Origin of the sequence: Staphylococcus sp. Marseille-Q5304 (genome assembly GCF_943737015.1) — a bacterium.
Lineage (GTDB): Bacteria > Bacillota > Bacilli > Staphylococcales > Staphylococcaceae > Staphylococcus > Staphylococcus hsinchuensis.
This window is the reverse complement of sequence record NZ_CALSFP010000001.1, coordinates 29,685-54,808: the sequence shown is the minus strand read 5'-3', so window position 1 is coordinate 54,808 and position 25,124 is coordinate 29,685. Positions and strand designations below refer to the sequence as shown.

Sequence of the window (25,124 nt, the reverse complement as noted above, 5' to 3'; positions counted from 1 at the left end):
TTTTAATGTTTATTATCGTCATGAGCGTCATCATGGTGGTCATTCATGTAATACTCATCTTCATGATATTCATCGTATACTTCTTTGTGATGTGCTTTTGCATAGAGCATCAATGCATTGTATAGAATATTATGATCATCTGTTTTCCATACTAACGTTTGGTATAAATTTGTTGTTTTCAGTTCTCTTATTTTATGAGCATCTCCATGATGTGTATCGTCATTAAACTTTGAAAAATGCATGTAATTTTCATTATTAGATTTATCATTTTCAGAATGACTATCAACGCTATGATCTGTGTGTGTATGGCCATCATCATCATTATTATTATCTGATTCTAATGCCTTACCTTCAACATCTACATTTGGAATAATCGCTGCTAACCATTTTGGTAAATACCAAGAAGCGTTACCGAATATTTTTGTTAATGCTGGGATTAAAGTCATTCTTACGATAAATGCATCAAATAATACACCGAACGCAAGCGCTAATCCCATAGATTTAATTGTTGTATCATCTTGGAATACAAAGGCGATAAATACACTGAACATGATTAATGCTGCAGCTACTATGACAGGACCACTTTGTTTAATACCTGTGCGAATTGCATAATCGTTATCACCTGTCTTACTGTACTCTTCATGCACACGTGTCATTAAGAACAATTCATAGTCGATCGCTAAACCGAAGAGCAATCCAATTACTATAACAGGTAAGAATGCGAGTACTGGACCTGTGTTATCAACGCCAAAGAGACCGCCTAAGAAACCTTGTTGCATAACTAATGTTGTGAAGCCTAATGTCGCTAGTAACGTAAGTACGAAACCGAGTACTGCTTTCAACGGAACTATGATTGAACGGAATACAATCATCAATAATACAAAGGCTAATGCTACGATGACACCTGCGAATACTGGAATGGCACCGTTAAGTTTTTCTGACATATCGATGTTGATTACGCTTTGACCTGTGATTTCTGTATCGAAGTGGTAATCTTGTTGCGCTTGGTCATGATAATCACGTAGTTCATAAGTTAAATCTGTTGTTGATTTCGCGTTTGGCCCTTCTTCTGGAGTAATTGCAATCAATGCATAATGATTATTACCATTTAGTTTTGGTTTTGCTACTGAATCAACATGATCTAAATCTTGAATATCATGACGAATATTATTTAAATCATTATTAATTGATTTTTCGTTGCCACCATCTTTAGTATTTACAAGCATTACAATTTGGCCGTTATGACCAGCACCGAAATTATCTGAAATCAGTTGATATGTTTTATGCTCAGGTGAACCATCTGGTTTAATTCCATTATCTGGCATATCTAATCTCATTTGACTAATTGGTATAATTGCTAATGCTAAAATAAATATACTTAAAATCGCTGCAATCCATGGTTTACCAACTACAAATTTAGCCCAAGGATTATCTTTCTTTTCAACGGCTTTATTTTTCTTTCTATCTTTAATTTTAATTTGTTTATGGAAAATTGAGATTAACGCAGGTAATAATGTTAAAGCTGAAAATACAGCGAATAACACACTCAATGCTGAAGCAAAGCCCATCGTTGCTAAGAAATCAATGCCTACAAGGGATAAACCACAAACGGCCATGATAACTGTAGTACCTGCGAAGATTACTGCACTACCTGCAGTACCAACAGCTAAGGCAATTGCTTCAATAGGTTGGATGCCTTTTTTCACATTTTCTTTATATCTGAATAATATAAAGAGCGAGTAGTCGATACCGACTGCTAAACCAATCATAACTGCTAAGGTTAAAGTTACATTTGGAATATCAAATACCAATGTGAGTAGTGAGATGATACCAACACTAGAACCTAATCCAATGATGGCACTTACGATTGGCATACCTGCTGCAATTAGCGAACCAAACGTGATTAGTAGAATGATAAATGCTACCACAATACCAATCATTTCTGAATTACCGCCAACATCTGACTTCATCGCAGATGCACTTGCTTTTTCTATTTCAAGATTATGGTCTGCTTTTATATCTTGAATTTCATCATCAATGATTTTTTTAGATGAATCTTGTAATGATGTTTGTGGCGTAACGTAATTCACTGTAGCAATTGCAGTGTCGCCACCTTTATCAATTTGACCATCTTTATATGGATCTGACACGTTTAATACGTAATCATCTTTTTGTTTAATGTTATCTAATGCATCTTCAATATCTTTCTTCGTATCTTTATCTTTAATGCCATCATGTTTATGTGAATGGAAGACGACTTTCATCGCTGCCTTCTGACTATCCTGATGGAATTCCTTACTCATCTTATCGTTCGTATCTAGTGATTTTAAGCCATTCATAGTGATATCACTATTAAATTTAGGAGCATGGCTCATTAATGGTAGGATAATCACGAGTAGTAATATTAACCATGCAATGACACTAAACCACTTATGATTAGCTATAACTTTCCCTAGTTTGTATAAAAGTTTTGCCAATATTTTCCCTCCTATTTTTCTATTTTCACATCGGGCATGTATCTATTAATTAGTTATTGAACGTGTCATGTAAATTACATCAATTAATATATCAACTATTTTTTCATCATTACACCATTACTTTTTTTAATGTGTTGAAAAATGCAACACATTTTAAAAAATGACCAACTTTTGTTGTTTTTTATGATAAAAATGCAAAAGAAAACCTTGTGTTATAGTATTTTGTTTTTATTGATGTAAAAACATTTTTGCAACACGATGTATATATGTAGAATTTTTCGAGGTAAAATCAACATATTTTTAGTATTTAATTACATACGTATAGTGTAAAATTTATTGCGATGTTTGACCTGTTTTAATGAATATTTCTTCTAAACTTGGTTCGTGTAAATCAATCGCGTATACTTCCACATCATTGAGGACAAGTATTTTATTGATTGTTGAGACGTCCTGTTTAGATTTTAATGTTGCTTGGAGTCGATGCGGTTTCCAATGGCATTCCGTCACAAACTCACTCAATTTCTGTTCAATACCAGCTGTATCCAACGTCGAATCATTCATGAACTTAACATCTACTTTAATGTCTTGTTCTATTGAAGACTTTAAATATTCCATATCTCCTTGAACTTTAATACGTCCTTGATCCATGATTGCGATTTTATCACTTAGCTTTTCGACTTCATCGAGGTTATGTGAGGTGAAGAATACTGTAGTACCTTGCCTTGCAAGTTTTTTCATTAAATCATGAATCGTCAAAATTGAATTTGCATCAACACCAGACGTAGGCTCGTCTAAGAATACAATTTCTGGATTATTCAACATCGCTTGTGCAAATGCTAACTTTTTCTTCATACCAAATGAATATTTTTTCGCTTTTAAATGAATCGCATCATTCAGGCCAACGTCCTTTAATAATTGAACTAATTGGTCATTTTGCATTTCAGCTTTTAATAATTTATTGAAATATTTCAAATGGTCCAGTGCTGTCATATCGTCATATAATGTCGAATAATCAGGTAGTACGCCTACTTTTTCCTTGCGTGAAGCAAGTTGATACGTCCCGCTTGTAGGTTGAGTTAAACCAGTAAGCATATTAATAAATGTTGATTTCCCTGCTCCGTTTTTCCCTAAAAATCCAAAAATTATACCTTTTTCAACGTTTAAATTTACCTTGTTAACAACTGAATTCGTTCCATACACTTTTTCCAAATCTTTAGTTTCAATTGCATTCATTATAAATCCCTCTTTCTCATAACTAAGATACTAATAATGACGAATATAATTGATATTAAAATTGGCCAGACTGCAAATAGGGAAGTATTTTCGTAAAAAAGATAATGATACGGTGTAATGAAACTAATTATTTTTAGCAAGATATTGTGGGATACCGCTGACCATATACCAACTACTGTAAACATAATCGATAAAAATATACCTAACAAATTAGTAACTAATGGGTTCTTTATCAATGTTGAAAGTAGAATTGTTAAACCGATAAAGTATGTAACAAATGAAAATAACGAAAACCCTCTTACAAAATAGAATTGATGCGCAAAAATCATAATTAATAATAAAGAAACTAACAAACAAATAAACCAAAATATGACAATACTTAAATATTTACCAATGATGATATTCGTCCTACTTGTCTTCGTAGCAATAAAGCGTATCGTTCTCGTTTTCATTTCTTCATTAATAATGTTATGTGACAATGACAAAGTAAATAATGGGCCTGCAAACAATATGGTTAACATCAACCCTGTCGTATAAACATCATTGCCTGGCTGCATATCGATAAATGCAGCATATCTCTTCACACCCGCTGCCACTCCAACTGTTACTGCAAAGATGATGAACACAACAATTATTGATTTAATGCTCTTCATCTGTTTCTTCAACTCATGTAATGTAACGCTAAGCAAGCTGTTTCCTCCTTAAGTCCTTATGATTATTTTTATAAAATTATATTTATTCATCTATTATTATAAATTCCAACGGTATGATTAATGCATTAATTTTAATTTTAAAAGCGCAAAACAAAGCAGTTGAATTTATATAATAATGACATAATAATTTAAGGTTATCACACTAACGCTTATGCGTTAATTAAAATAAAGAAAACGTTAACAATTTTAGAGAAAAACCACTTATTAAAAATAATATATGTTACGGTAAAAATAAGTAATTTAATAATGAGGGATAAAATGACTATATTAATATTATTTTTAGATGCATTATTTTTTACGATTTTAATGATCGGGAGTTTATTCGGTTTATTTAAAGCTGTTTTTGATCCAATGGTAGTTTTAATTTTTTGGATAGCTAGTATTATTTGTTTAGTTGCAGCAATTTATATTAGAAAACACAATTTAAATAAATTCAAAAAGGAAGTTTCAGAGAAAGAGGAAAGCCCTTATTTACGTAAAAATGAATATTTTTACCAAGCACCTTTTTATTTATTTGGTGATATGCATATTAAAATACATGGGTTAGAAGATGGTCTTTGGAAACCTTATTTTAATAATAACTTTTTAAAATGGTTAAGTGACTATAACTTTATTTCTGCAACAGGTGTTAAAGTAACTTCTATGAATAATAAAGTCATATTAAAAAGAACAAAATTATACCAAATCCGTCCTTATTACCAAGTCTTTTTAAACGATAAAGAAATTGGGACACTTGAAATGGAAAGACTAATTAAGGGTGGAATTAAACAACAAACACCTTTTGTCTTCAAAGATAAGCATCATACATACAAATTTCACAATGCTTACTTTTCTACTTCAACAACAATAACAAATGAAGATAAACTACAAATATTAAAATCTAATCGCTCGATATGGGATTTAAGTACAAATAGCTTTACGAATCGTAAAGGTGAAACGCATAACATTAAGCTAACTGAAGAAGCGACACCATATCCAGTGACGTTATGGATTGGATTATATATTCAAGTAATGATTAATAAGCAACAACAAAAATAATATGACATACTAAAAACCACCTGTAAGTTAAATACTTTCAGGTGGTTCATTCGTTAACGTTTTAATTTTCAGCTATACTACGATACTTTATAAATGAATAAAGTGCAGGTATTAACACTAATATAATAATGAGAATTATTGTGGCAGTAGTATTAATTAAATGAAAGATACTGAGTAATATTAAAATCACTCCACAAATTAAGTAAACACGTGAAGTAAATCTGTGTGTCTTTTTCCAAATCATTTCACTACTTCTTGTCCATTTATTACTTATACCTACCGTGTTGTTTTTGGGAACTTTGGGAAGATAATTACCTACGACGATTAATAATATCCCTACGATGATAGGTGTCACAAATTGAGGAGAAATATTATAACCAAATGCTTTTAAAATCATCATTAAACTTATGATATATACAAACAGTTGAATTATTGAATTCAGAAGGCTATTTAAACGATACGTATGCGAATATGCTCGTTGCTTATGATCTTTCAACAATTTTATATTAGAAATAAAGTATATCACTATAGCTAGGCCAATCATAAACAACGCTGCTAATACTTTGTGCGTTGACCAATTAACGTCACCATTTGAACTATATTGCATAGGTATCTCTTTTCTTAAAAATGGTAATGTACATAACCATGTTAAAATGTGCAATACAATAATCGACCACGTAAACTTTGTTTCTTTTAAAAGTGTTTTCATACAATGTCCCCTTTTTATTTATGAAATTGCGTAATCCACTTTATGACTTCCTCAAATACTGATAAATTCAAATGATAATAAATATACTTACCTTGTCTCTCAGAATAAATTAGGTCATTATACTTCAAAATCTTCAAATGCTGAGATACGCTCGCTTGACTCATATCAAAATGACTTGAAATTTCACTCGCCGTTAACTTCTTATCTTTAAGCATTTCTAATATGTCCCGTCTAGTCTGGTCCGACAAAGCTTTAAATACATCCCTCATAAAACACACCTTTCTACTACTCATTTAATCATTTAAGTAACTACTTAAATGTTATAGCTAAATTCATTAGATGTCAAATGCGTATATTAAATAAGCCTTTCGATAATAGCACTTAATTTTTGTAAAGTTGAATCTATTTCATCTCTTTTAATATATGAATATGAAAAACGTATGTGGTTGGCCGCTTCTTGGTCATATATTTCTCCTGGCTGTATGAGTATATTTTCATTTAGTGCATGATTAAATAGCTGTTTAACATTGACTCTACTATCTAATTCAAACCAAATGTAAAAAGACCCTTCAGGCACTTTCCATGTACCAAAAGATGATAAATATTTGTTTAAACATCGTATAAATTCATCTCGTTTACTTTCTAACTGTTTATTTAAATTTTCAATATGATTTACGTGATATTTTTCCAACCATTCTTTCGCAATGTACTGAGAAATAGAACTCGCACCATAATCATTTTGCATTTTCAAATCTGATAAATGTCTAATCACCTTTTTATCAGCAACTATCCATCCAATTCTTAAACCAGGGCTTACCGTTTTTGATAAACTCCCTAAATATAAAACATTATTACTATTTTCTAAAGATTTCATTGGCATTGTTTCTCGACTATCAAACATTAAATCCGCATAAATGTCATCTTCAACTATTGGTATGCCTCTTACATTACATTGATCTATTATTTTTTGTTTTTCACTTTTTGTATATGTATTTTGCGTAGGGTTATGTAAAGTTGGAATACAGTAAAAAATACTATTATTATAATCGCTGTTTACTTTAAATAGATTATTAATATTTCGCTTAATGTCTTCTATTTTAAAAGGAATAATATTAGCTCTAATATTGTGCCATGTACGAACTGAATTAATATAAGAAGGTGTTTCAATTATTATTTTAGATTGTGGTACTAATAATCCGTCAGCTATTAATTTTAATGCCTGTAATGCTCCGGAAGTAATACAAATATTATCTGTTTCACACTCAACATTCTTCCTCTTCATATACTTAACTATTTGCTGTCTTAATAATAAATTTCCTTTAGGTTCTTCATAATTAGTTGATAACTCCGTACCAGCAGATTTAACTATATCTGCAAATTTATCATTAGGAATCATATCTGGCCCTAACTCTCCCGTACCAACCCGAATTATATTATTATCAAATTCTAATTCATTAATCTTTTGTATGTGATAATGATTATTTTTAGAAATACTATTTCCAATAAAGTCTTGCCATCGTATATTACTTGTCATATACACGTGCCATTTATTCTCTGAAACAAATATTCCTCTTTTTTCAAATGAATCTAATATCCCATAACTTTTTAAAATATCTAACGCCTGAACTACAGTTGATCTATTCACGTGGTATTGGTTGGCTATTTCACGTTGAGACTGTAATTTATCTCCAGGTTTCAACAAACCATCATTTATTTGTTGTATCACATCATCCACTATCTTTTTATATTTGAACTCAGTCATAAAATCATCCAATCTGGTTGGTATTTTATTTCAATACTGGTAGGTTTTAAAAATTTGTTTTTATTATATCATACAACTATCGCAACAAATTAAATCGTTAGATTTATCATAAAATTACAAAGGTGTGGCATTTATGCAATCTATTATTCATGGATTTTTGTTATCCTTAGGTTTGATTTTACCTTTAGGTGCTCAAAATGTATTTATATTTAACCAAGCAGCAAACCATAAAAGTCTTTTCAAAACATTACCAGTTATTATTGCAGCAGGACTTTGCGATACATTTTTAATCACTTTAGCAATATTAGGCGTTTCTCTCATAATCATCTCCATGCCTATTTTACAAATTATGATTTACATTATTGGACTCATATTTTTAATATATATGGCTTGGAGTTTATGGCATGAAAAACCTAGTACTTTCAATACCTACAATTCGATGAGTGCTAAAAAACAAGTCAGTTTTGCTTTATCTGTATCTTTACTTAATCCTCATGCAATTATGGATACAATTGGTGTTATTGGAACAAATGCTAATATTTACGATGGATGGGACAAAATCTTCTTTAGTTTAACGACTATTTCAGTTTCATGGATTTGGTTTCTCTTTTTAGCTATCGTTGGTAAAAAAATTGGTCATATAGATAAGTCTGGTAAATATATCGTTCTCATCAATAAATGCTCTAGTATCATTATTTTAATAATCAGTATTCTTATATTTAAAAGTCTTTTTGAGTTAATTTTTTAAATAACATCAAATTTCTATTTCAACATGACAATTTTGTAAGTTGATAGCCGAAATTGTCACTTGATTCAAATTACTTCTTTTTTGTATAGATTTACAATGAATATTGTAGAGAAATTGAACAGGAAAGGAGTAATTACTATGCAACTGCGTATTACGTCCCTTGATATTATACGAGGCCTTGCTATATGTGCTGTACTTTTCGTGAATATGCAATATATGACACCCGTTCCATCAGATACACACAATTTTACAAACGTTGATAAGGTTATTGAATCGATTTATTCTATTGTTATTAGTGGAAAATTCATTAGCGTCTTCACTATTTTATTTGGTATTGGTATAGGCATTTTTATAGATAATGCAAAGTTCAAAGAAAGACCGCCTTATAAATTAATGTTTAGACGTTTAATCTTTTTATTTGTCGTTGGTATTCCTTGTATGATTTTAGGTATGCCTTTCTTACAATACGCTTTCGTAGGATTCTTTGTAATGTTTGCAACTAAAATTAAGAAACCTTGGGTTATATTAGCAATATCATTTATTCCATTAATTTTTTCTCTTATAAATCTAATTATTCATAATGGTAATACGCCTAGTATGACATTAACTTTATTCTTCCTAATGTTATTCGGATTATATTTAAGCGAAAGTAAAATCATTTACAATCTTAAGCGTCATTACTACTTCTTATATACGACTTTACTTATCGCATGCATACCTGTCATAATTTGTTTAACTTTATACTATACTGGCACAATAAGTGGCAAGCTTGCACATGGTCTAGCAGAACCTTTCCAAGCAATTGGTTATTTAATGATTCTATTCCTTGTATTCCAATCATCATTTATGAAAAAAGTATTTACTCCATTTGAAAAAATAGGAAAAATGGCCTTTACTAACTTTATATTACAAGGCTTACTTATCATTATTACGTTAAGAATATTTGGATATCTCACACCAAAAGTAGGCATTTTTGTTTCAATCATCATTATCGTAATTAATGTATTACTCTCACACTATTGGTTAAAACACTTTAAACAAGGACCTCTTGAAAAGTTATGGCGCAAATGGACATATAAAAATGTAACTCAATCAAAAACGCAGTCAGCACAACATACAGTTAAAATATAAATATATTTTCAATACAAATAAGCCCCCAAAAGATAGAAAAATCTTTTTGGGGGTTTTTCAAAACCTTTTCACAATTTATCCAAAAATTATCAATAACGTCCCTAACATGAGTAGTATCATCTCAGTGGTTTTGTGTTTGATTAATTCACTTAAAGCAATCATAGCTATACCGATGATGAGTATTTGACCATCAAATTCCACATACCCTAATAAATCACTAATCATCATAATCACACCGTAAATCAATATGCCAATAAATATAATATTTAAAATAATGTTTAAAGCTTTCATCACATGACTCTCCCTACTTAGTTGAACATCCAAATTACCATTATTCATTTAATAAAAAATATTTCATTTCTTCTAAAAACACCTTTGACGCTTCTGACAATGGTTTGTCTTTTTTCCAAATTAAACTTAACTCTGATTGTATTGAGGGGTTAAAAGGAATAAATTTTAAATCTGTGTTATCCGTATTAATGATACCGTCGATTGTTATCGCATGACCCACACCTTCTTTAACCAACAGAGCCGCATTATATAATAAATTGTAACGTACGATAATATTTAAATGATCTTTATTTACATTCAACAAGTTAGCAATCATCGTTTCAACGCCGCGTTGCACTGAAATCATAAGTGGTTTATGTAATATCATGCTCGGTTCTATTGTTGTTAACCCTTCGAACTCTGAATCTTTACGCGTTAAAATGCCCCACTGGTCAGTGGCTTTTAATGAAAGTGTTTCATACTCAACTTTATTTGTTGGTTCGATAACGACCCCAAAATCTAATAATCCATTTTCTAACTTTTCCATAATCTGTTCTGCATTTCCGCTATATAAATTGTATTTAATTTCTGAATACGATTCTGTAATTGATTTAATCGTGTGCGCAATCTTTTGGATGGCAATAGATTCGGCTAAACCTAAATTAACTTCGCCATATATTTCTTCTGATTGATTTATATTAGATGTTGTCTTGTTGATTAATCTCACAATATCTTTGGCGTGTTCTGCTAAATAACGTCCTTCTTTAGTGAGCTCTATAGTTTTACCCTTTCTATAAAATAAAGTCACATCAAGCTCTTCTTCTAATTCTTTGATTTGCCTAGACAATGTCGGTTGCGTAATATGTAAAGCATTTGCTGCTGCACTAATATTCCCTTCAGCTACCACAGCCAAATAGTATCTCAACACGCGTGTTTCCATCTTTTACACCTCTCTATAGTTAAAGCGTATAGTTTCATATTCATTATAACTATGAGTCATGCTATTTCCTACACTTTACCATAAATAAAAAAGAGAGTGACACGGCATGCTTCCCTTCACCCTCTACATTTTGTGATTTATATAATTCGTATCACACTTTGTTTTATATTATTTTTTATCTTTTACTTTCTTCCAAGTATTGCCTTCTTTAGCTTTCAACTTGTCGTCCCCTTTGAAAGTAAACTTATGTTTCGTTTTATAATCTTTTAATTTCACAATAAAACTATCTTTGTTTTTATCGATGATTTTACCTTCAAGTAAAGTCACACCTGAAGCATCGACTTTCATTTTGTCTTTTTTAATAACCATTGTCATTTTACCTTGTGCGGTCTTTGTTTCCCATTTACCTTGTGCTTTATCTTGTGCATCACTACACGCTGATAGCACTAACGTTAAAATAATAACTAAACCTACTAAATAAATCTTTTTCATATATTTATCCCCTTTTCAATTGATATAAATATATTTTATCACAACATAAAAACTAAACAACTATAATTTTATATTTTTTAATAGTTTATCTTACTAAAAATTAGAGATAGTATTTTTAATTGTATAATGAAATTTTTTATCTAAGCAATATTTATAACCTCGTGCATCCAATGTCTTATAATGTAAAAAAACCAGAGCCACACACCTACTTAAGATGTGACTCTGGTCGAATCCACAATATATTTTTAAAGGTTAATGTTCCAATTCATTGTTAAGCCAATCTACAATTTCTCCAAAAATACTGTAATTATACGAACTTTCATTCAATATCTCGTGTTGTAAACCATCGTATATATGAATAGATTTATGTTTAGATCCTATTTGTTCAAACAGTTGCAATGAATCTCTATAGCTCACCAAGCCATCTTCTTTACCATGTAGAATCAGCACATTATCTGTGAACTGTTCAGCATTTGCTTTTAAGTAATCTATACCGTCCATTAATGTAAAGACAAGCCCCATAGAAATACGTTTCGCATTTAAATCATCTTGTTCATATTTTCTAATCACTTCTGGGTCACTACACACACCGTCACCTAATTCATTGTCAAAATAACTTTGCGGTGACAAATTTTGGTCAGGCGTACCAAACAGCTTAGTATTATAACGTGTCAGTGCGCCCGTCGTGATGATTCCGTCCACTTGATTTGGATATTTCGTACCAAATAACGTAACTGTATAACCACCCATACTATGCCCTAGTAAATAAACTGGCCCTTCAAAGTGTTGTTTTACAAATGATAATACTGTCGATAAATCTTCAGTTATTTCATCTACGCGACTATAATATGTTTCTTGACCGCCTGATCGACCATGTCCTCTCTGGTCATATCGGATAACATTAAATTCATTAATATTTAAAAAGTCCGTAACTGCATCATATCTCTCTAATGATTCTGCTAAACCATGGGCTATAATGACATTTGCTTTAGGCTGGGCGACATCATTAATTTTCGTATAAATACGCGTTTCATCGTCCGAAGTTAAATATTTAATATAGTTCACACCATCTACCCCTTTTTGTCATGTCGTTAGTCTGTTATACCCTGGTTTTCAACTAATTAAAATATTTCTAATTAGACGTGCTATATTTTTAAATTTAAAAAAGCGTTACTGGTTCCCATGTGCAATATTCAATCCACGATATCGATTCAACGTGCCACAGAATTCTTGTTTTCTTGGTAAAGCTAAGTTACCAGGATGACCATCATGAGGTGAAATCGCATCTAATCCATGCGTTTCAATATAGTTGTACAATTTATCGGCCGCTTCTGCTAACGTATCTTGATCATTAAGCAGATGTTTTTGATAGTAATCAATCATCATTCCAAGTGCTTGCGTTTGACTATGGTCTACCAATTGCTCTAAACCAGTAATATCAATCGGCTCTTTACCATACATTATCGTATACTTACCTTTAACTTTAAATCGATCGTCTTTACCACGTTTAGAAAAGCTAGAGCGTAGCGGAGTTCTGTGCGGAATGTCACCAAATGATTGTTGTTTCGCTTCTTTATTAGTTTCCGCTTCTGATTGAACAATCGCTTTGGCATCTGAAGTGACATCTTTCAATACATATTCATCCATCATCAACACGTTGTCTGCTACATCAAAGTAATCTCCAGAACCACCAACAATTAATATAGTAGAAACATGATAATCATCGTATAAAGGAGCTACCTTACTAGCAAATGGTGTGATAGGTTCTTTATCTGGTGCGATCAATTGTTGCATACGCGCATCTCGAATCATAAAGTTAGTCGCAGATGTATCTTCATCTATGAGTAATAGTGAAGATTGTGCTTCCAAGGCTTCCATCACATTGGCTGCTTGTGATGTACTACCACTGGCATTTTCAGTCGTAAATTGTTGTGTATCCTTTTTACCTGGAAGGTTATCTATGAATGGACTAATATTCACGCTTTCTATATGACGACCATCTTCAGCACGTATCTTCATCGCATCGTTACGTGTAATCACATATTCACGACCATCGCCAACAATGTGATTGTAAACGCCACGTTCGAGTGCTTCGAGAATCGTAGACTTACCATGGAAACCACCGCCGACGATTAACGTAATACCTTCAGGAATACCCATGCCTTTCAACTGCTTACCACTTGGTAATGACATATTGATTTCATAACGTTCAGGACTCGTAAATGACACTGCATTTGATAATGGTTGATCTGACACACCACTTTTACGCGGTAGTACAGCATCATTACCAATAAATGCGACAAGTCCTTGTGTTTCTAATTGTTGTCTTATATATTCTTGATCTAACATTAACGTAACTTGTTCTTCTAAAGCTTTATGGTCAAATTGATGGTACATTAAACCTTTTTGTACGATCTGTGGCAGTGTATCAATAATCGTATGCATCGCTGCTTTACCTAATATTTTACGTCCCGCTGCTGGTAAACCAACTTCAATTCGTGCTTCAATTTGACGTTCACCTATTACAACCGCACTGCGCTCTAACATTTCTTGTCCACAACGATCTATAGAAATATTCATTCGTTTATTACCACTTTGGTTGTGTCGAATCGCTTGATGAAAAGTTCTAGCCAGAAAGTCAGAAACTGCAATACGCTTCGCTTTAGAATCCAATAGTTCATTTGGTATTTCAGTTGTATCTCGGTCGATAATCACACGCATCTTTGAAGGTGGTGCGTATGGATCTACTTGTACATGATCAATCGCAAGTTGAAACGTTTTAAATTGATATGTTCCCTTCAAACGTTTATAAGCGCCATACTTTTGCCCATCTAAGGACAATAATTGCTTCTTAAGTGATTGTTCATCTTTCACTGAAAAAACTCCTTCATTCAAAGTCTATTAAATTAAGTTTCAGCCCCTAGTTATACGCTTAATTCAACTTAATTATTGTAACATGATTAGATTTAATCAAAAATGAAAGATACTGTGTTCTATATTTTAATATCTGATGAATTATAAAATTTTAAAAAAGACTAAATATAATAACTCAATAAATAAAAGAACCCTACACGCCTATGTGTGAAGGGTTCATATATGTTTAGGGCTATGTTCAAGTCGCTAGCCCTTTGATATATTTAATATTTTATGAAAATAATACTTTCACTACATTGAAGAATGATTCGATTAATTCAGGAATTGAAGCAGTCATCACAAGACCTCCTTTATCATTTCTAAAATCAAATTTAACCTACTACATGTTCGGCTTTCACGGCGTCTTCAGCAATACCGCCCCATAATTTCTTTAATTCTTCTGCATCTACATTTTGTTCTGTTTTGTCATGACCTACGAAATCACTGTGATCCCAGTCATGTCTTGTTGGTGTCACTTGCCAGATACCTTTTTGAACTTGATCAGTAGCAGCTGTGCTATTTTCACCAAATGGATGTTGTGCTGAAATCACTGAAACGAGTCCGTCATTTTCACGCCATTCTTTCTCAGGCACCTTACCAATGACGTTGGCCGTTAAGATTTTAGATAGTGCCATATGGATATCTGCTTTTTGCTCACCGTTAAGTCCTTCATATGTAGACTCACCAGTGTAAGTTTTATAAACGATATTAGGATTTAAAGTCGTTTTATTATTAAGTTCTTCTGCACCTTGTGTAGTTAAATCATAGAAAGCATTATCTTTTGTAGTCCAAATCTTGCTCGTCTTCTTCACGCGATCAACATATTCAAGATATGTCTCATCTTCACGTTGTTTAAGACCCCATTGTGATAAACCAAAATCAACTTTAGCCGTTTTACTACCATTTAACGTAATGTAATCGTAAGCCACTTGTCTAATAAAGTCTTCATTACCTAATAAATCAGCAGCGTGCGTACCGTTATGTGGTGTCACAACTGTAGTAATTGAAGATACCATATTATCATGTCCACCTTGATATAAAGGTGAAATTTCACCGCCGTGTTGTCTTTGGTATTCAATTTCTTCTTGATTACCGTTTCTCAACATTTCTTCTAAATAACGTACAGTTTGACCACCCATACTATGGCCTACGAGGTGCACCTTTTGACCTGGTTGCCAATCTTTATAAACACCTTCGTATGTCTTACCGTAACGAGCGTGTCCGTATTTTTCTGCATGGGCAGCACCATAGTCGACAGTACCACCTTTAATGTAATAATAGAGCTCTACTGCGCGGTCATAGTTACTTCCATAAGCACTAATACTCGCTTGGTAAGACTCGTATCCATTATTTTCTAAATATTGTCCGATATCTAATACTTCTCCGCCCCAGTTATTTTCACCGTCTGCATTTTCACCGACGAAACTATTGAATCCATGAACTAAAATGATTGGATCTTCATTTTTGTATTCCGCTTGCTTTGCAACTTTATTTGTTTGATCTGTCGTTGCTTGTGAATTAGCTTTTAAAGCAGCAAGTTCTTTCTGTTGTTGTTTATCATCTTGATTTTGAGAACTTCCAGGTAACATTGGTGTATTTTCTAAATCTTCAAGTGAAACAGTACGATTGGGTTGCTGTTGCGTAGTTGGTCTATCTTGTGTTTGTTCACTTGTACGTTCACCTGCTAACGGGAAACGATTCTCATCATTTCGATTTTCTTCTGATTGTTGAGACGTGTCTTCAGTAGGAACCTCTTCTGTCTGTTGTGTGTATTGATCCTCTGAAGTCGATTCTTCTGTGGAAGCTACTTCGCTAGATGATGTTTCTGTTTCATTTGATTGAGATACATCGTGTGGTTCATCTGTTTTAGGTTGTGCTTCAGTTGCTTTCTCCTCAGTTGAATCTTCTTGTGACTTTTCTAATGAAGATGTGTCTTCTTCACCTTCTGAAGGTTGTTGTTCTGTTCTTTCATCGTCTTTAGTTGATGCTTCTTTCGTTGATTCTTCTTCGTTATTTTGTTCGTCTTCAGATGAATCATTGTCACCCTTAGATTCTGATGGTTGATTTTCTTCAGTTTGTGGTGCTTCCTCTGTTTGCGTTTCTGTAGAATCTTTTGTTGCTACGTCTTTCTCATCTTTATCTTCAGTTGTTGTTTCATCTGACTTTGATGTATGTTCCGTAGAAACATGTGATGTTGGTTGTGTTTCTGTTGATTTGTCCTCGTCATTAATTTCAGATGTTTGTGTTGCCTCTTCTTTTTCAGTTTGTGCTTTATCTTCTTTTTCAGCTCGTGGTTGATGCTCCGATTTCTTATTAGTTTGTTCTTCTTTGTGATCGTATAATTGCGTGTTGAAACCTTTGTCTTCATTAAGTTGTTCCGCATCAGAACGATCTTCTTGTTTAGCATTTTTCTGTTGGTCATCAGATAGTCCTTCTTGCTGGTTTTCTTTTTTGTCAGAGTGTTTGTCTGTTACTTCTGATGTTGTATCGTCTGTTTTTTTAGATGAAGGTTGTGTTTCTGATGAAGTTTGTTCTGAAGATTTAGGTGTTTCTTGCCTAGAATGATCTACATTTGAATGTTCTTGTTGTTGTAATCGTTTATTTTCGTCTGAATTTTCTGAATGTTTATCACTTGTTATGGTTTCATTTTTCTGTTTATTTTCAGATTGTGAAGGCTTTTGTGCTTTATGTATTGTTGGTTGATTATCTTGAGTTGTTGAATGAGATTGTTGCGTTTCATCAGATTTATTATCGATAGATTGTGCTTGTGTTGTCTCTGGTGATGTTTGTTCTTGTGATTCCTCTGCTTGCGCTTGGCCTCCACCGATGAATAGTAGCGCACCAATTAAAGCAGATGCCGTACCTACACTGAATTTACGAATACTATATTTGTTTTGTCTCGTTTTCATTTTTAGCACCTCTATTTAATTTTATAAAATGTCATAAATGGCAAAGTGATTAGATAAAGATATTAACGATTAAGCGCGGGATCCATTCTAAAATTTTAGCAAAATACTCTTCCACGATGACCATCCTTTCCTATACGATAAAAAAACTTCATACAACATCTATCATATATATCCATTGTTAATGTAGCGTTAATTTCTAATAAAATGAATATTACATATATATTTCCAATTAAAAGTAATTAATTATTTTTCCAATTAATCGCTAATGAATTTTACTTAACTTTTATCCAAACAATGAACGATGCTATGATAAATTTGAACTTATCTCGTCTATACCAATTTTGAAATATGGATTGTGAATGGAAACTATAAAATGGAGGTTGTTCAAGTGTCAAAAATCAAAATAAGACCTCCTTACGGTCATTAACTTAGACGAAGGAGATCTTAACGAATATCACGTTAGCATGTTAGCAACATTAGAATCTTATCGAGGCAATGGCTTGGGCCAAAAATTGTTAACTTACGCTGAACAACTTGCATTAAATAAAAACTTTACGCATATTTCCTTAACGGTAGATGTTGAGAAAGTCCCTGCCCAAAGACTCTATAAAAAGCAAGGCTATCAATTTATAGGAGAAACAGGACAAGGTGACTACCAATATTATAAAATGCGTAAATCATTAAAATTACTTTATCTAAAATAAGAGTCTGAGACAAAAATAGTTGTCTCAGACTTTTTTTCAATTATACTGATGTGGCAGGTCGAATTTTCCACTGATATGGGTCATTCAATTGTGACCAATCACTTTCAATTTCTTCACCATTTAATAAACATGCATCTAATTCAGCTTCAAGTTGTTTCTGATCTAGATCAGTACCGATAATCACAAATTGTGTGTTGCGATCTCCGTATTCTATATCCCAACTTTCAGCTACATCCGGTCTTTCGCGTAATATACTTTCTTTTTGATTTGGTGACATCGCTGCTACCCAGTAACTTACAGGACTGATATTGCAAGACGATCCTGCTTGGGATAATAAACACGCTACCTTATTGTATTGAGCTAACCATACAATACCTTTAGACCGAACAATATTGTCTGACATACTTTCTAGCCAATTATGGAAACGTTCTGCGTGAAATGGTAACCTTCTCGAATAAACAAACGAGCTAATCCCATATTCTTCAGTTTCTGGAGTATGGTTCGCATGACCGCCGTCTGTGAGTTCCTTTATCCATCCGGCAGACTGACTTGCCTTTTCAAAATCAAATCTTTGCGTGTTTAACACCTCATCAATATCAACTTGCGCTTGTGTCGTTTTAATTAACTTCGCTTCAGGTTGTAGCTGCGTTAATACCTGTTCCAGTTTAACTAATTCATCCTCTGAGATTAGATCTGTTTTGTTAATAATCAATACATCGCAGAATTCTACTTGATCAATTAATAAATCTGCAATCGTACGTTCATCCGTATCGTCCACACCTTGGTCACGATCCACGAGTAAATCTTCTGATTTGATATCATTCGTAAAACGATTCGCGTCAACCACCGTAACCATCGTATCTAATCGACAAATTGAAGTTAAATCTATCCCCATCTCTTCATCTATATAAGAAAATGTTTGTGCAACAGGTACTGGTTCTGAAATTCCAGTAGATTCTATAACAATATAATCAATATGGCCTTTCTGTACGATGCGTTCTACTTCTTTCAATAAATCATCTCTTAAAGTACAACAAATACAACCATTAGATAGTTCAACGAGTTTCTCATCCGTTCTCGATAAACCACCACCATCTGCAACTAAATCTTTATCAATATTCACTTCACTCATATCATTTACAATTACTGCAATACGACGTCCTTCTCGATTATTTAAAATGTGATTGAGTAATGTTGTTTTACCTGAACCTAAATATCCACTTAATACCGTCACTGGTACTTTTTTCATTTTTATACCACCTTAAATTGAAATCATTACGATTAAACGTTAAAAATAAAAAGCCTTATTTATCACTTAACGCCTTTTCAATATGATTCATATTTTTCTTCATAAATGTTTGATAATTGTTTTTCTCGTTATCTTGTTGCTTCGTATGAGAACCCATATTATAGAATTTTAAAGGTTCTGCTTTTGTTTCTTTTCTTACTGTTTCGGAAACCTTATTAGATACATTTTCTTCAGTTAAGACATATCTTACGTTATCTTTTTTAATTTGCTTCGCGATTTTTGTTAAATCACTTTGACTAGGTTCTTCAGCATTCATATTTTGTATACCTTCTTGTTTGAAACCATATCTGTCAGCTAAATAACCAATAGAATCGTGTGAAATATAGGCAGTTTCTCCTTTGTTATCTTTACCTATCTTCTTCATATCTTTATCTATTGATTTCAAATCACTACTTAGCTTTTTATAGTTTTGCTCATAATAGTCTTTATGTTTATTATCTTTTTCAACGAGTTCATCTTTTATTGATTTTGCAAACTTTTGACTTAATACAGGATCTAACCATACATGTGGGTCATATTGACCGTGGTGATGATGTTCATGTTCATGCTCATGTTCGTGCCCTTCGTGGTCGTGTTCCTCTTCATGACTATGTTCATGCTATTCATTTTTTAGTAAATCCTTTTTGATAGAAGGCTCTAATGATAAAGTTTTATCCTTTTTATTAATAGATTTAGCTATTTTTTTAGCAATTGGATCTAAATCATCGCCTGTATATATAAATAAATCTGATTTTCCTATGTTAACCATATCTTTTTGACTTGGATCATATGTATGGGTATCCATGCCTTTTGGATAAACAGAGTTAACATCGACATATTTGCCTCCTATTTGTTCAGTGAACGACTTTAGTGGATAGACAGTCGTCTTAACTTCTAATTTATCTTTCGTCGTCACCTTTTCTCCCTTACCTTCTTTATTATCTGTATTATTACATCCGGCTAAAGCCACCGTTAAAACTCCTGAACACAGTAAACCGAGACCTTTTTTGTACATTTAAACCTCTCCTTAAATCGTAATCGTTACGTTTTAAAATTTTACTATAGATTTATAGAAAATCAACCCTTTTCTTATAAAAGAATGATTTAACGATTACAGTCAGGCACTTAAATATAAAATATTTAGCATAAATTAAAAAAACCAGGCCTAATTAAAGGCCTGGCTGAAAATCAGATATTATTTATCTTCTTTTTTATTTTTACGTCTACCGAATAGTAGTAGTGAACCTAATGCTGCAAATAATGAACCGAAGATTGTAGCATTGTTATTTCCATTTTCACCTGTATCTGGTAATGCTTTTGAATCATGTTTGTCATGTCCTTTAGCATTATCCGCTTTGTGTCCGTGGTTATTAGCGTTATTTGCTTTTTCTCCATTGTGTGAAGATGAACCTGATTGGTTATTGTTGTCATTTCCTGCAACTGCACCAGTTTCAGAATTATCATCATCTTCATCGTCTACATTGTTGTCAGTGTCGCTGTCTGAGTCAGAGTCTGCATCTGCATCACTGTCTGCGTCTGCGTCACTGTCTGCGTCTGCGTCACTGTCTGCGTCGGCATCTGAATCACTATCTGCGTCTGCATCACTATCTGCATCGGCGTCACTGTCTGAGTCTGCGTCGCTATCTGCGTCGGCATCACTGTCTGCGTCGGCATCACTGTCTGCATCCGCATCACTATCTGCATCTGCGTCACTATCTGAGTCTGCATCGCTATCTGCATCTGCGTCACTATCTGCGTCGGCATCGCTGTCTGCATCCGCATCACTATCTGAGTCCGCATCACTGTCTGCGTCGGCATCACTATCTGAGTCTGCGTCGCTATCCGCGTCGGCATCACTATCTGAGTCTGCGTCACTGTCTGAATCCGCATCGCTATCTGCGTCGGCATCACTATCTGCATCAGCATCGCTGTCCGCATCCGCATCGCTATCTGCGTCTGCATCGGCATCGCTGTCCGCATCCGCGTCGGCGTCACTATCTGCATCAGCATCGCTGTCCGCATCCGCATCGCTATCTGCGTCGGCATCGCTGTCTGCATCTGCGTCAGCATCTGCATCAGAATCAATTGGTTCTTCAATAGTTACTGGAACTGTAATGTGATCTTCTGTGCCATCTGGGTATGTCACTGTCACATCTACGTTTGTTGTACCTGGTGTATTACCGTCCGGTAATTGTGAAGGATCATCTACTGTTACTACTGGTTGTTCTTCTTCTGATGGGTAATCTGGGAATGTTACTGCTCCTGTTACGTCACCTTCTGTTGTTGGTTGACCATAGTCTTTATCAACTGTTCCTACTGTTGGATCGTATGCATCATTATCCGCTTGCTCTCCAACTGTTACTGGTACTTGAACGTGATCTACTGTGCCATCTGGATATGTTACAGTTACATCTACATTTGTTGTACCTGGTGTATTACCGTCCGGTAATTGTGTTGGATCGTCTACTGTGATAACCGGTTGTTCTCCATCCGCTGGATAGTCAGGTACTGTTACCGCGCCTGTTACATCCGCATCTGTTGTTGCTTCTCCGTATGGTTTTTCTACACTACCAACTGTTGGTTCATATGCATCATTATCTGCTTGCTCTCCAACTGTTACTGGTACTTGAACGTGATCTACTGTGCCATCTGGGTATGTCACTGTCACATCTACATTTGATGTTCCTGGTACTGTTCCGTCTGGTAATTGTGTTGGATCGTCTACTGTGATAACCGGTTGTTCTCCATCTGTTGGATAATCAGGTACTGTTACTGCTCCTGTTACGTCCGCATCTGTTGTTGCTTCTCCGTATGGTTTTTCTACACTACCAACTGTTGGTTCGTAAGTACGAGCATCTGTTACTTTTACGATGAATGAATCAGCTGCAATATCGTTACCACCTGATACGATTACTGCTGTATAAACATCTCCATCAACTGCAGTATCAGGTACAGTGAATGTCGCTTGTTGTTCACCATCAGTTAAAGAAGTAATGTCTCCAGTAGATTGTACTACATTACCATCTTTATCTCTCCATTCGATATGAGTTGGTAAAGGTGATAATTGAGTTCCTGTTAAATCAATGTTTACAACATCGCCAGCGACTGCAGGTTTATCAGTATTGTTGTAATCAAGAATATCAATACCTAAATCTGTAGTTGGTACTAATGCGAAGTTTACGTTGTACCACATTGGATTTTCAATTAAGTTTTGCGCTGGTGCAGTTTGTGGTGTCCATGAAAGGTTTGCGTTAGGTCTTCTAAATTCTGGACTCGTATAAGAAGAATAAGCATTAACCACATTACCGTCAGGATCCATTACATAACCATAAATGTAATCATCATTTAAAGTTCCTTCAGGGAAACGTAATGTGTAACGACCGTTTTCGTCTGTTTCACCATAAACTGTTGCTGAAATATATTCTGGGTGATCTGTTAATAAAGTTTTTGCTGCTGCAGCTCTTTGATCTTCAGCTAAACTTTCAACTTGATCTTTATAAGCTTGAGCACCTTCAGCTGTTAATGATGACATCACAACTGTGTAACCTGCAGCTTCTGGATCAGCAATATTGTTGTTAGGACCTGTACCTGAGTTAGCTTGGTCTCCAGCCCCAGTTTCTAACCATACTTGACCTGAGATACTATTTTGTGCGTCTAAACTTACTGCTGGTGCACTTAATGGGCCTTCAGTATCATGAATCCATTGTGATTGATCTGTAGTCATGTAATTATTTTCAGGTTCCACCGTCATATAAATACCAGTACGTTGCATATTTGTACCGATTAATGGGAATTGACCTAAGTTTGAATTTGTTACTGAGTTAACAAATGAACCTGGGAAGAATCCACCAGCTTGACGGATCATTGTTGCTGTATTACCGTCCGCAGTTTGATAGTCTGGAATCCATAAACGGTAATATTGACCATCTGTCGCATTATAAGTATGTGTAGTTCCGTTAGCATCTGTCCAACCATCTCTTAAATCGAAAGCGTAAGCCCCAGGACACGCTTGTGAACCGTCTGAACTTGAAAGTTGGTTCGTTGTTTGAGCAGAATATGTTGGAGATACTGAACCATCTTTATCAATCCATTGCATGTATACTGTTGTACCTTCTGGAACTGGTGTTAAACCGTTACTCATTATTGAAGGTGTACCTGTATCAACTACCCATGCACGACCTGATAATGTGTTCGCAGCATTTGTCATGTCTGTTGCTGAATCGATATAACCATTCGCAATTGCATCAGCTACAATTACTTCTGAAGGTGATCCTACAGATTCTGTAGTGAATGCTTCGTTTGATAAAAGACTGATTGATTCTTCGTTAACACTCGCAATTCTTGATGAAGTTGCTAATGCTGTATTTGCATCTTGTTCATTTGCAATTTGGTTAAGTAAAGCGAATTGAAGTTGTTGTGAAGTTACGTTTTCAGTATCTAAGTTTAAATCGTTAACAGCTGTTTCAGCGTCACTTTGTGAAACGTTAGCAGCTTCTTTGTAGTATTCAACCGCTGAAGCTTCGTCATTTACTGAAGTGATATCGGCAGTTGTATCGTTAGTTTGTGTTGTTGTAGTATCAACATTGTTTTGTTCTGTAGAAGGTGCTTCTGTGCTCGATTGTTCAGTTGATGTTGGTTCTTCTTTTGTTGTTTCTTCTGTACTTGATTGTTCAGTTGATGCTGGTTCTTCTTTTGTTGTTTCTTCTGTACTTGATTGTTCAGTTGATGTTGGTTCTTCTTTTGTTGCTTCTTCTGTACTTGATTCCTCAGTTGATGTTGGCTCTTCTTTTGTTGCTTCTTCTGTACTTGATTGTTCAGTTGATGCTGGTTCTTCTTTCGTTGCTTCCTCTGTGCTCGATTGTTCAGTTGATGTTGAGTCTTCGTTCGTTGCTTCTTCTGTACTTGATTGTTCAGTTGATGCTGGTTCTTCTTTTGTCGTTTCTTCTGTACTTGATTGTTCAGTTGATGTTGAGTCTTCTTTTGTTTCTTCCTCTGTGCTTGATTGTTCAGTTGATGTTGGCTCTTCTTTTGTCGCTTCTTCTGTGCTCGATTGTTCAGTTGATGTTGGTTCTTCTTTTGTCGCTTCTTCTGTGCTCGATTGTTCAGTTGATGTTGGTTCTTCTTATGTCGCTTCTTCTGTGCTCGATTGTTCAGTTGATGTTGGTTCTTCTTTTGTCGCTTCTTCTGTGCTCGATTGTTCAGTTGATGTTGGTTCTTCTTTTGTCGCTTCTTCTGTGCTTTGTGTTTGGCTTTCAGTTACTGTTTCACTTGATGCGGTTGTATTTGATGTATCTGTTGTGCTTTCTTCTTTGTTAGCATCCCCAGATGTTGATTGATCGCTTGTGCTATTTGATGATGTCTCTTCAGCAGCTTTTGCATCGCCACTTGCCCCAAAAATTAATGTAGCTCCAACTAAAATCGAAGCCGCTCCCACCGTGAATTTACGGATCGAGTACTTATTTTGAACGTTTGGCAAAAAGTCTAGTCTTTTAGATTTTTTCATATTCAAAAGATCCTCCCCAATAAAATATGAATAATTACAAATTATTCTTTAGATATAAGATACCACCCTAAATGTTGTAATGCAACAGAAAATTTTTTTGATACGAATTCGTAATAATAGAAATATTTTATTAATCCAACGTACTTAACATAGTTTGACACGAATCAATCGATGAAAATAGTTTGCAAACCCTCATCAAATACCCCGCAATTTAATTATACCCTGTTGTATTTTTACAAACTGGAATAGTTCAAAAGTTAAAAATATTAATAAAGAGATAACATTAACTCAAGT

Annotated in this window: 18 protein-coding genes and 4 pseudogenes; 5 read left to right on the top strand and 17 right to left on the bottom strand. The window is 34.0% G+C overall.

The window, feature by feature from the left end:
- Window positions 1-2: 2 nt before the first annotated feature.
- The 3 genes from NGI30_RS00270 to NGI30_RS00260 form a co-directional block, all read right to left on the bottom strand.
- Window positions 3-2,477, bottom strand: coding sequence for an MMPL family transporter (locus NGI30_RS00270; RefSeq protein WP_251942388.1), 2,475 nt, complete (start codon window positions 2,475-2,477; stop codon window positions 3-5).
- A 333-nt stretch (window positions 2,478-2,810) separates the two neighbouring features.
- The gene (locus tag NGI30_RS00265) at window positions 2,811-3,710 is read right to left on the bottom strand and encodes an ABC transporter ATP-binding protein (protein ID WP_251521895.1); all 900 of its coding nucleotides are present in this window, start codon (window positions 3,708-3,710) and stop codon (window positions 2,811-2,813) included.
- Window positions 3,710-4,399, bottom strand: coding sequence for an ABC transporter permease (locus tag NGI30_RS00260; protein WP_251942387.1), 690 nt, complete (start codon window positions 4,397-4,399; stop codon window positions 3,710-3,712). The genes NGI30_RS00265 and NGI30_RS00260 overlap by 1 nt, the downstream gene beginning before the upstream one ends.
- 282 nt (window positions 4,400-4,681) lie before the next feature.
- On the opposite strand from NGI30_RS00260, the gene NGI30_RS00255 reads away from it, so the two are divergent.
- Window positions 4,682-5,461, top strand: a complete 780-nt coding sequence (locus NGI30_RS00255) for a hypothetical protein (RefSeq protein ID WP_251942386.1) — start codon at window positions 4,682-4,684, stop codon at window positions 5,459-5,461.
- Window positions 5,462-5,522: 61 nt separating this feature from the next.
- On the opposite strand, the gene NGI30_RS00250 is transcribed toward NGI30_RS00255, so the two are convergent.
- The 3 genes from NGI30_RS00250 to NGI30_RS00240 form a co-directional block, all read right to left on the bottom strand.
- Entirely contained in the window at window positions 5,523-6,170 is a 648-nt protein-coding gene (locus NGI30_RS00250) for an SdpI family protein (protein WP_251521888.1), read from the bottom strand.
- Between the two features lie 14 nt (window positions 6,171-6,184).
- A complete protein-coding gene (locus NGI30_RS00245; RefSeq protein WP_251521887.1) occupies window positions 6,185-6,439 on the bottom strand; it encodes an autorepressor SdpR family transcription factor in 255 nt (84 codons plus the stop codon).
- Window positions 6,440-6,525: 86 nt separating this feature from the next.
- Window positions 6,526-7,932 carry an aminotransferase-like domain-containing protein gene (locus NGI30_RS00240; RefSeq protein ID WP_251942385.1) on the bottom strand — a complete coding sequence of 469 codons (1,407 nt, stop codon included), beginning with the start codon at window positions 7,930-7,932 and terminating at the stop codon, window positions 6,526-6,528.
- A gap of 133 nt (window positions 7,933-8,065) precedes the next feature.
- On the opposite strand from NGI30_RS00240, the gene NGI30_RS00235 reads away from it, so the two are divergent.
- Together NGI30_RS00235 and NGI30_RS00230 are read left to right on the top strand one after the other, a co-directional pair.
- On the top strand, window positions 8,066-8,680 hold the full coding sequence (locus NGI30_RS00235; protein WP_251942384.1) for a LysE/ArgO family amino acid transporter: 615 nt from the start codon (window positions 8,066-8,068) through the stop codon (window positions 8,678-8,680).
- A gap of 138 nt (window positions 8,681-8,818) precedes the next feature.
- On the top strand, window positions 8,819-9,811 hold the full coding sequence (locus tag NGI30_RS00230; RefSeq protein ID WP_251942383.1) for a DUF418 domain-containing protein: 993 nt from the start codon (window positions 8,819-8,821) through the stop codon (window positions 9,809-9,811).
- Between the two features lie 75 nt (window positions 9,812-9,886).
- Here NGI30_RS00230 and NGI30_RS00225 read toward each other — a convergent pair whose 3' ends face one another.
- The 6 genes from NGI30_RS00225 to lip all read right to left on the bottom strand — a co-directional run bounded on the left by NGI30_RS00225 (window position 9,887) and on the right by lip (window position 17,335).
- Complete coding sequence (locus NGI30_RS00225) at window positions 9,887-10,102, bottom strand: hypothetical protein (protein WP_251521879.1); 216 nt, start codon at window positions 10,100-10,102, stop codon at window positions 9,887-9,889.
- A gap of 40 nt (window positions 10,103-10,142) precedes the next feature.
- Entirely contained in the window at window positions 10,143-11,021 is an 879-nt protein-coding gene (locus NGI30_RS00220; RefSeq protein WP_251942382.1) for a LysR family transcriptional regulator, read from the bottom strand.
- Window positions 11,022-11,189: 168 nt separating this feature from the next.
- Entirely contained in the window at window positions 11,190-11,513 is a 324-nt protein-coding gene (locus NGI30_RS00215) for a hypothetical protein (RefSeq protein WP_251942381.1), read from the bottom strand.
- 252 nt (window positions 11,514-11,765) lie between these two features.
- Window positions 11,766-12,578, bottom strand: a complete 813-nt coding sequence (locus NGI30_RS00210) for an alpha/beta hydrolase (RefSeq protein ID WP_251521872.1) — start codon at window positions 12,576-12,578, stop codon at window positions 11,766-11,768.
- Between the two features lie 105 nt (window positions 12,579-12,683).
- Entirely contained in the window at window positions 12,684-14,387 is a 1,704-nt protein-coding gene (locus NGI30_RS00205) for an ABC-ATPase domain-containing protein (protein WP_251521869.1), read from the bottom strand.
- A gap of 371 nt (window positions 14,388-14,758) precedes the next feature.
- Complete coding sequence (lip, locus tag NGI30_RS11400; RefSeq protein ID WP_286009858.1) at window positions 14,759-17,335, bottom strand: YSIRK-targeted triacylglycerol lipase; 2,577 nt, start codon at window positions 17,333-17,335, stop codon at window positions 14,759-14,761.
- Window positions 17,336-17,757: 422 nt separating this feature from the next.
- Between lip and NGI30_RS00190 the strand changes: the two genes are divergently transcribed.
- On the top strand, window positions 17,758-18,039 hold the full coding sequence (locus tag NGI30_RS00190; RefSeq protein ID WP_285813507.1) for a GNAT family N-acetyltransferase: 282 nt from the start codon (window positions 17,758-17,760) through the stop codon (window positions 18,037-18,039).
- A 40-nt stretch (window positions 18,040-18,079) separates the two neighbouring features.
- Here NGI30_RS00190 and NGI30_RS00185 read toward each other — a convergent pair whose 3' ends face one another.
- The 4 genes and pseudogenes from NGI30_RS00185 to NGI30_RS11485 all read right to left on the bottom strand — a co-directional run.
- Window positions 18,080-19,288, bottom strand: coding sequence for a GTP-binding protein (locus tag NGI30_RS00185; RefSeq protein ID WP_251521854.1), 1,209 nt, complete (start codon window positions 19,286-19,288; stop codon window positions 18,080-18,082).
- A gap of 55 nt (window positions 19,289-19,343) precedes the next feature.
- Window positions 19,344-20,342: pseudogene (locus NGI30_RS00180) on the bottom strand (metal ABC transporter solute-binding protein, Zn/Mn family).
- A 180-nt stretch (window positions 20,343-20,522) separates the two neighbouring features.
- Window positions 20,523-20,645, bottom strand: a pseudogene (locus NGI30_RS11490) (LPXTG cell wall anchor domain-containing protein); the annotation flags it as partial.
- Between the two features lie 786 nt (window positions 20,646-21,431).
- Window positions 21,432-22,520, bottom strand: a pseudogene (locus NGI30_RS11485) (Rib/alpha-like domain-containing protein); the annotation flags it as partial.
- A 1,390-nt stretch (window positions 22,521-23,910) separates the two neighbouring features.
- Here NGI30_RS11485 and NGI30_RS00170 point away from each other — a divergent pair.
- Entirely contained in the window at window positions 23,911-24,663 is a 753-nt protein-coding gene (locus NGI30_RS00170; RefSeq protein ID WP_251942379.1) for a hypothetical protein, read from the top strand.
- Between the two features lie 71 nt (window positions 24,664-24,734).
- Here NGI30_RS00170 and NGI30_RS11430 read toward each other — a convergent pair.
- Window positions 24,735-24,830 (bottom strand): annotated as a pseudogene (locus NGI30_RS11430) (YSIRK-type signal peptide-containing protein); the annotation flags it as partial.
- Window positions 24,831-25,124 lie beyond the last annotated feature (294 nt).

Coding starts and splice junctions, on each gene's coding strand:
- NGI30_RS00265 (WP_251521895.1), bottom strand. CDS start 3,710: ATGAATGCAATTGAAACTAAAGATTTGGAAAAAGTGTATGGAACGAAT.
- NGI30_RS00255 (WP_251942386.1), top strand. CDS start 4,682: ATGACTATATTAATATTATTTTTAGATGCATTATTTTTTACGATTTTA.
- NGI30_RS00250 (WP_251521888.1), bottom strand. CDS start 6,170: ATGAAAACACTTTTAAAAGAAACAAAGTTTACGTGGTCGATTATTGTA.
- NGI30_RS00245 (WP_251521887.1), bottom strand. CDS start 6,439: ATGAGGGATGTATTTAAAGCTTTGTCGGACCAGACTAGACGGGACATA.
- NGI30_RS00240 (WP_251942385.1), bottom strand. CDS start 7,932: ATGACTGAGTTCAAATATAAAAAGATAGTGGATGATGTGATACAACAA.
- NGI30_RS00235 (WP_251942384.1), top strand. CDS start 8,066: ATGCAATCTATTATTCATGGATTTTTGTTATCCTTAGGTTTGATTTTA.
- NGI30_RS00230 (WP_251942383.1), top strand. CDS start 8,819: ATGCAACTGCGTATTACGTCCCTTGATATTATACGAGGCCTTGCTATA.
- NGI30_RS00225 (WP_251521879.1), bottom strand. CDS start 10,102: ATGAAAGCTTTAAACATTATTTTAAATATTATATTTATTGGCATATTG.
- NGI30_RS00220 (WP_251942382.1), bottom strand. CDS start 11,021: ATGGAAACACGCGTGTTGAGATACTATTTGGCTGTGGTAGCTGAAGGG.
- NGI30_RS00215 (WP_251942381.1), bottom strand. CDS start 11,513: ATGAAAAAGATTTATTTAGTAGGTTTAGTTATTATTTTAACGTTAGTG.
- lip (WP_286009858.1), bottom strand. CDS start 17,335: ATGAAAACGAGACAAAACAAATATAGTATTCGTAAATTCAGTGTAGGT.
- NGI30_RS00185 (WP_251521854.1), bottom strand. CDS start 19,288: ATGAAAAAAGTACCAGTGACGGTATTAAGTGGATATTTAGGTTCAGGT.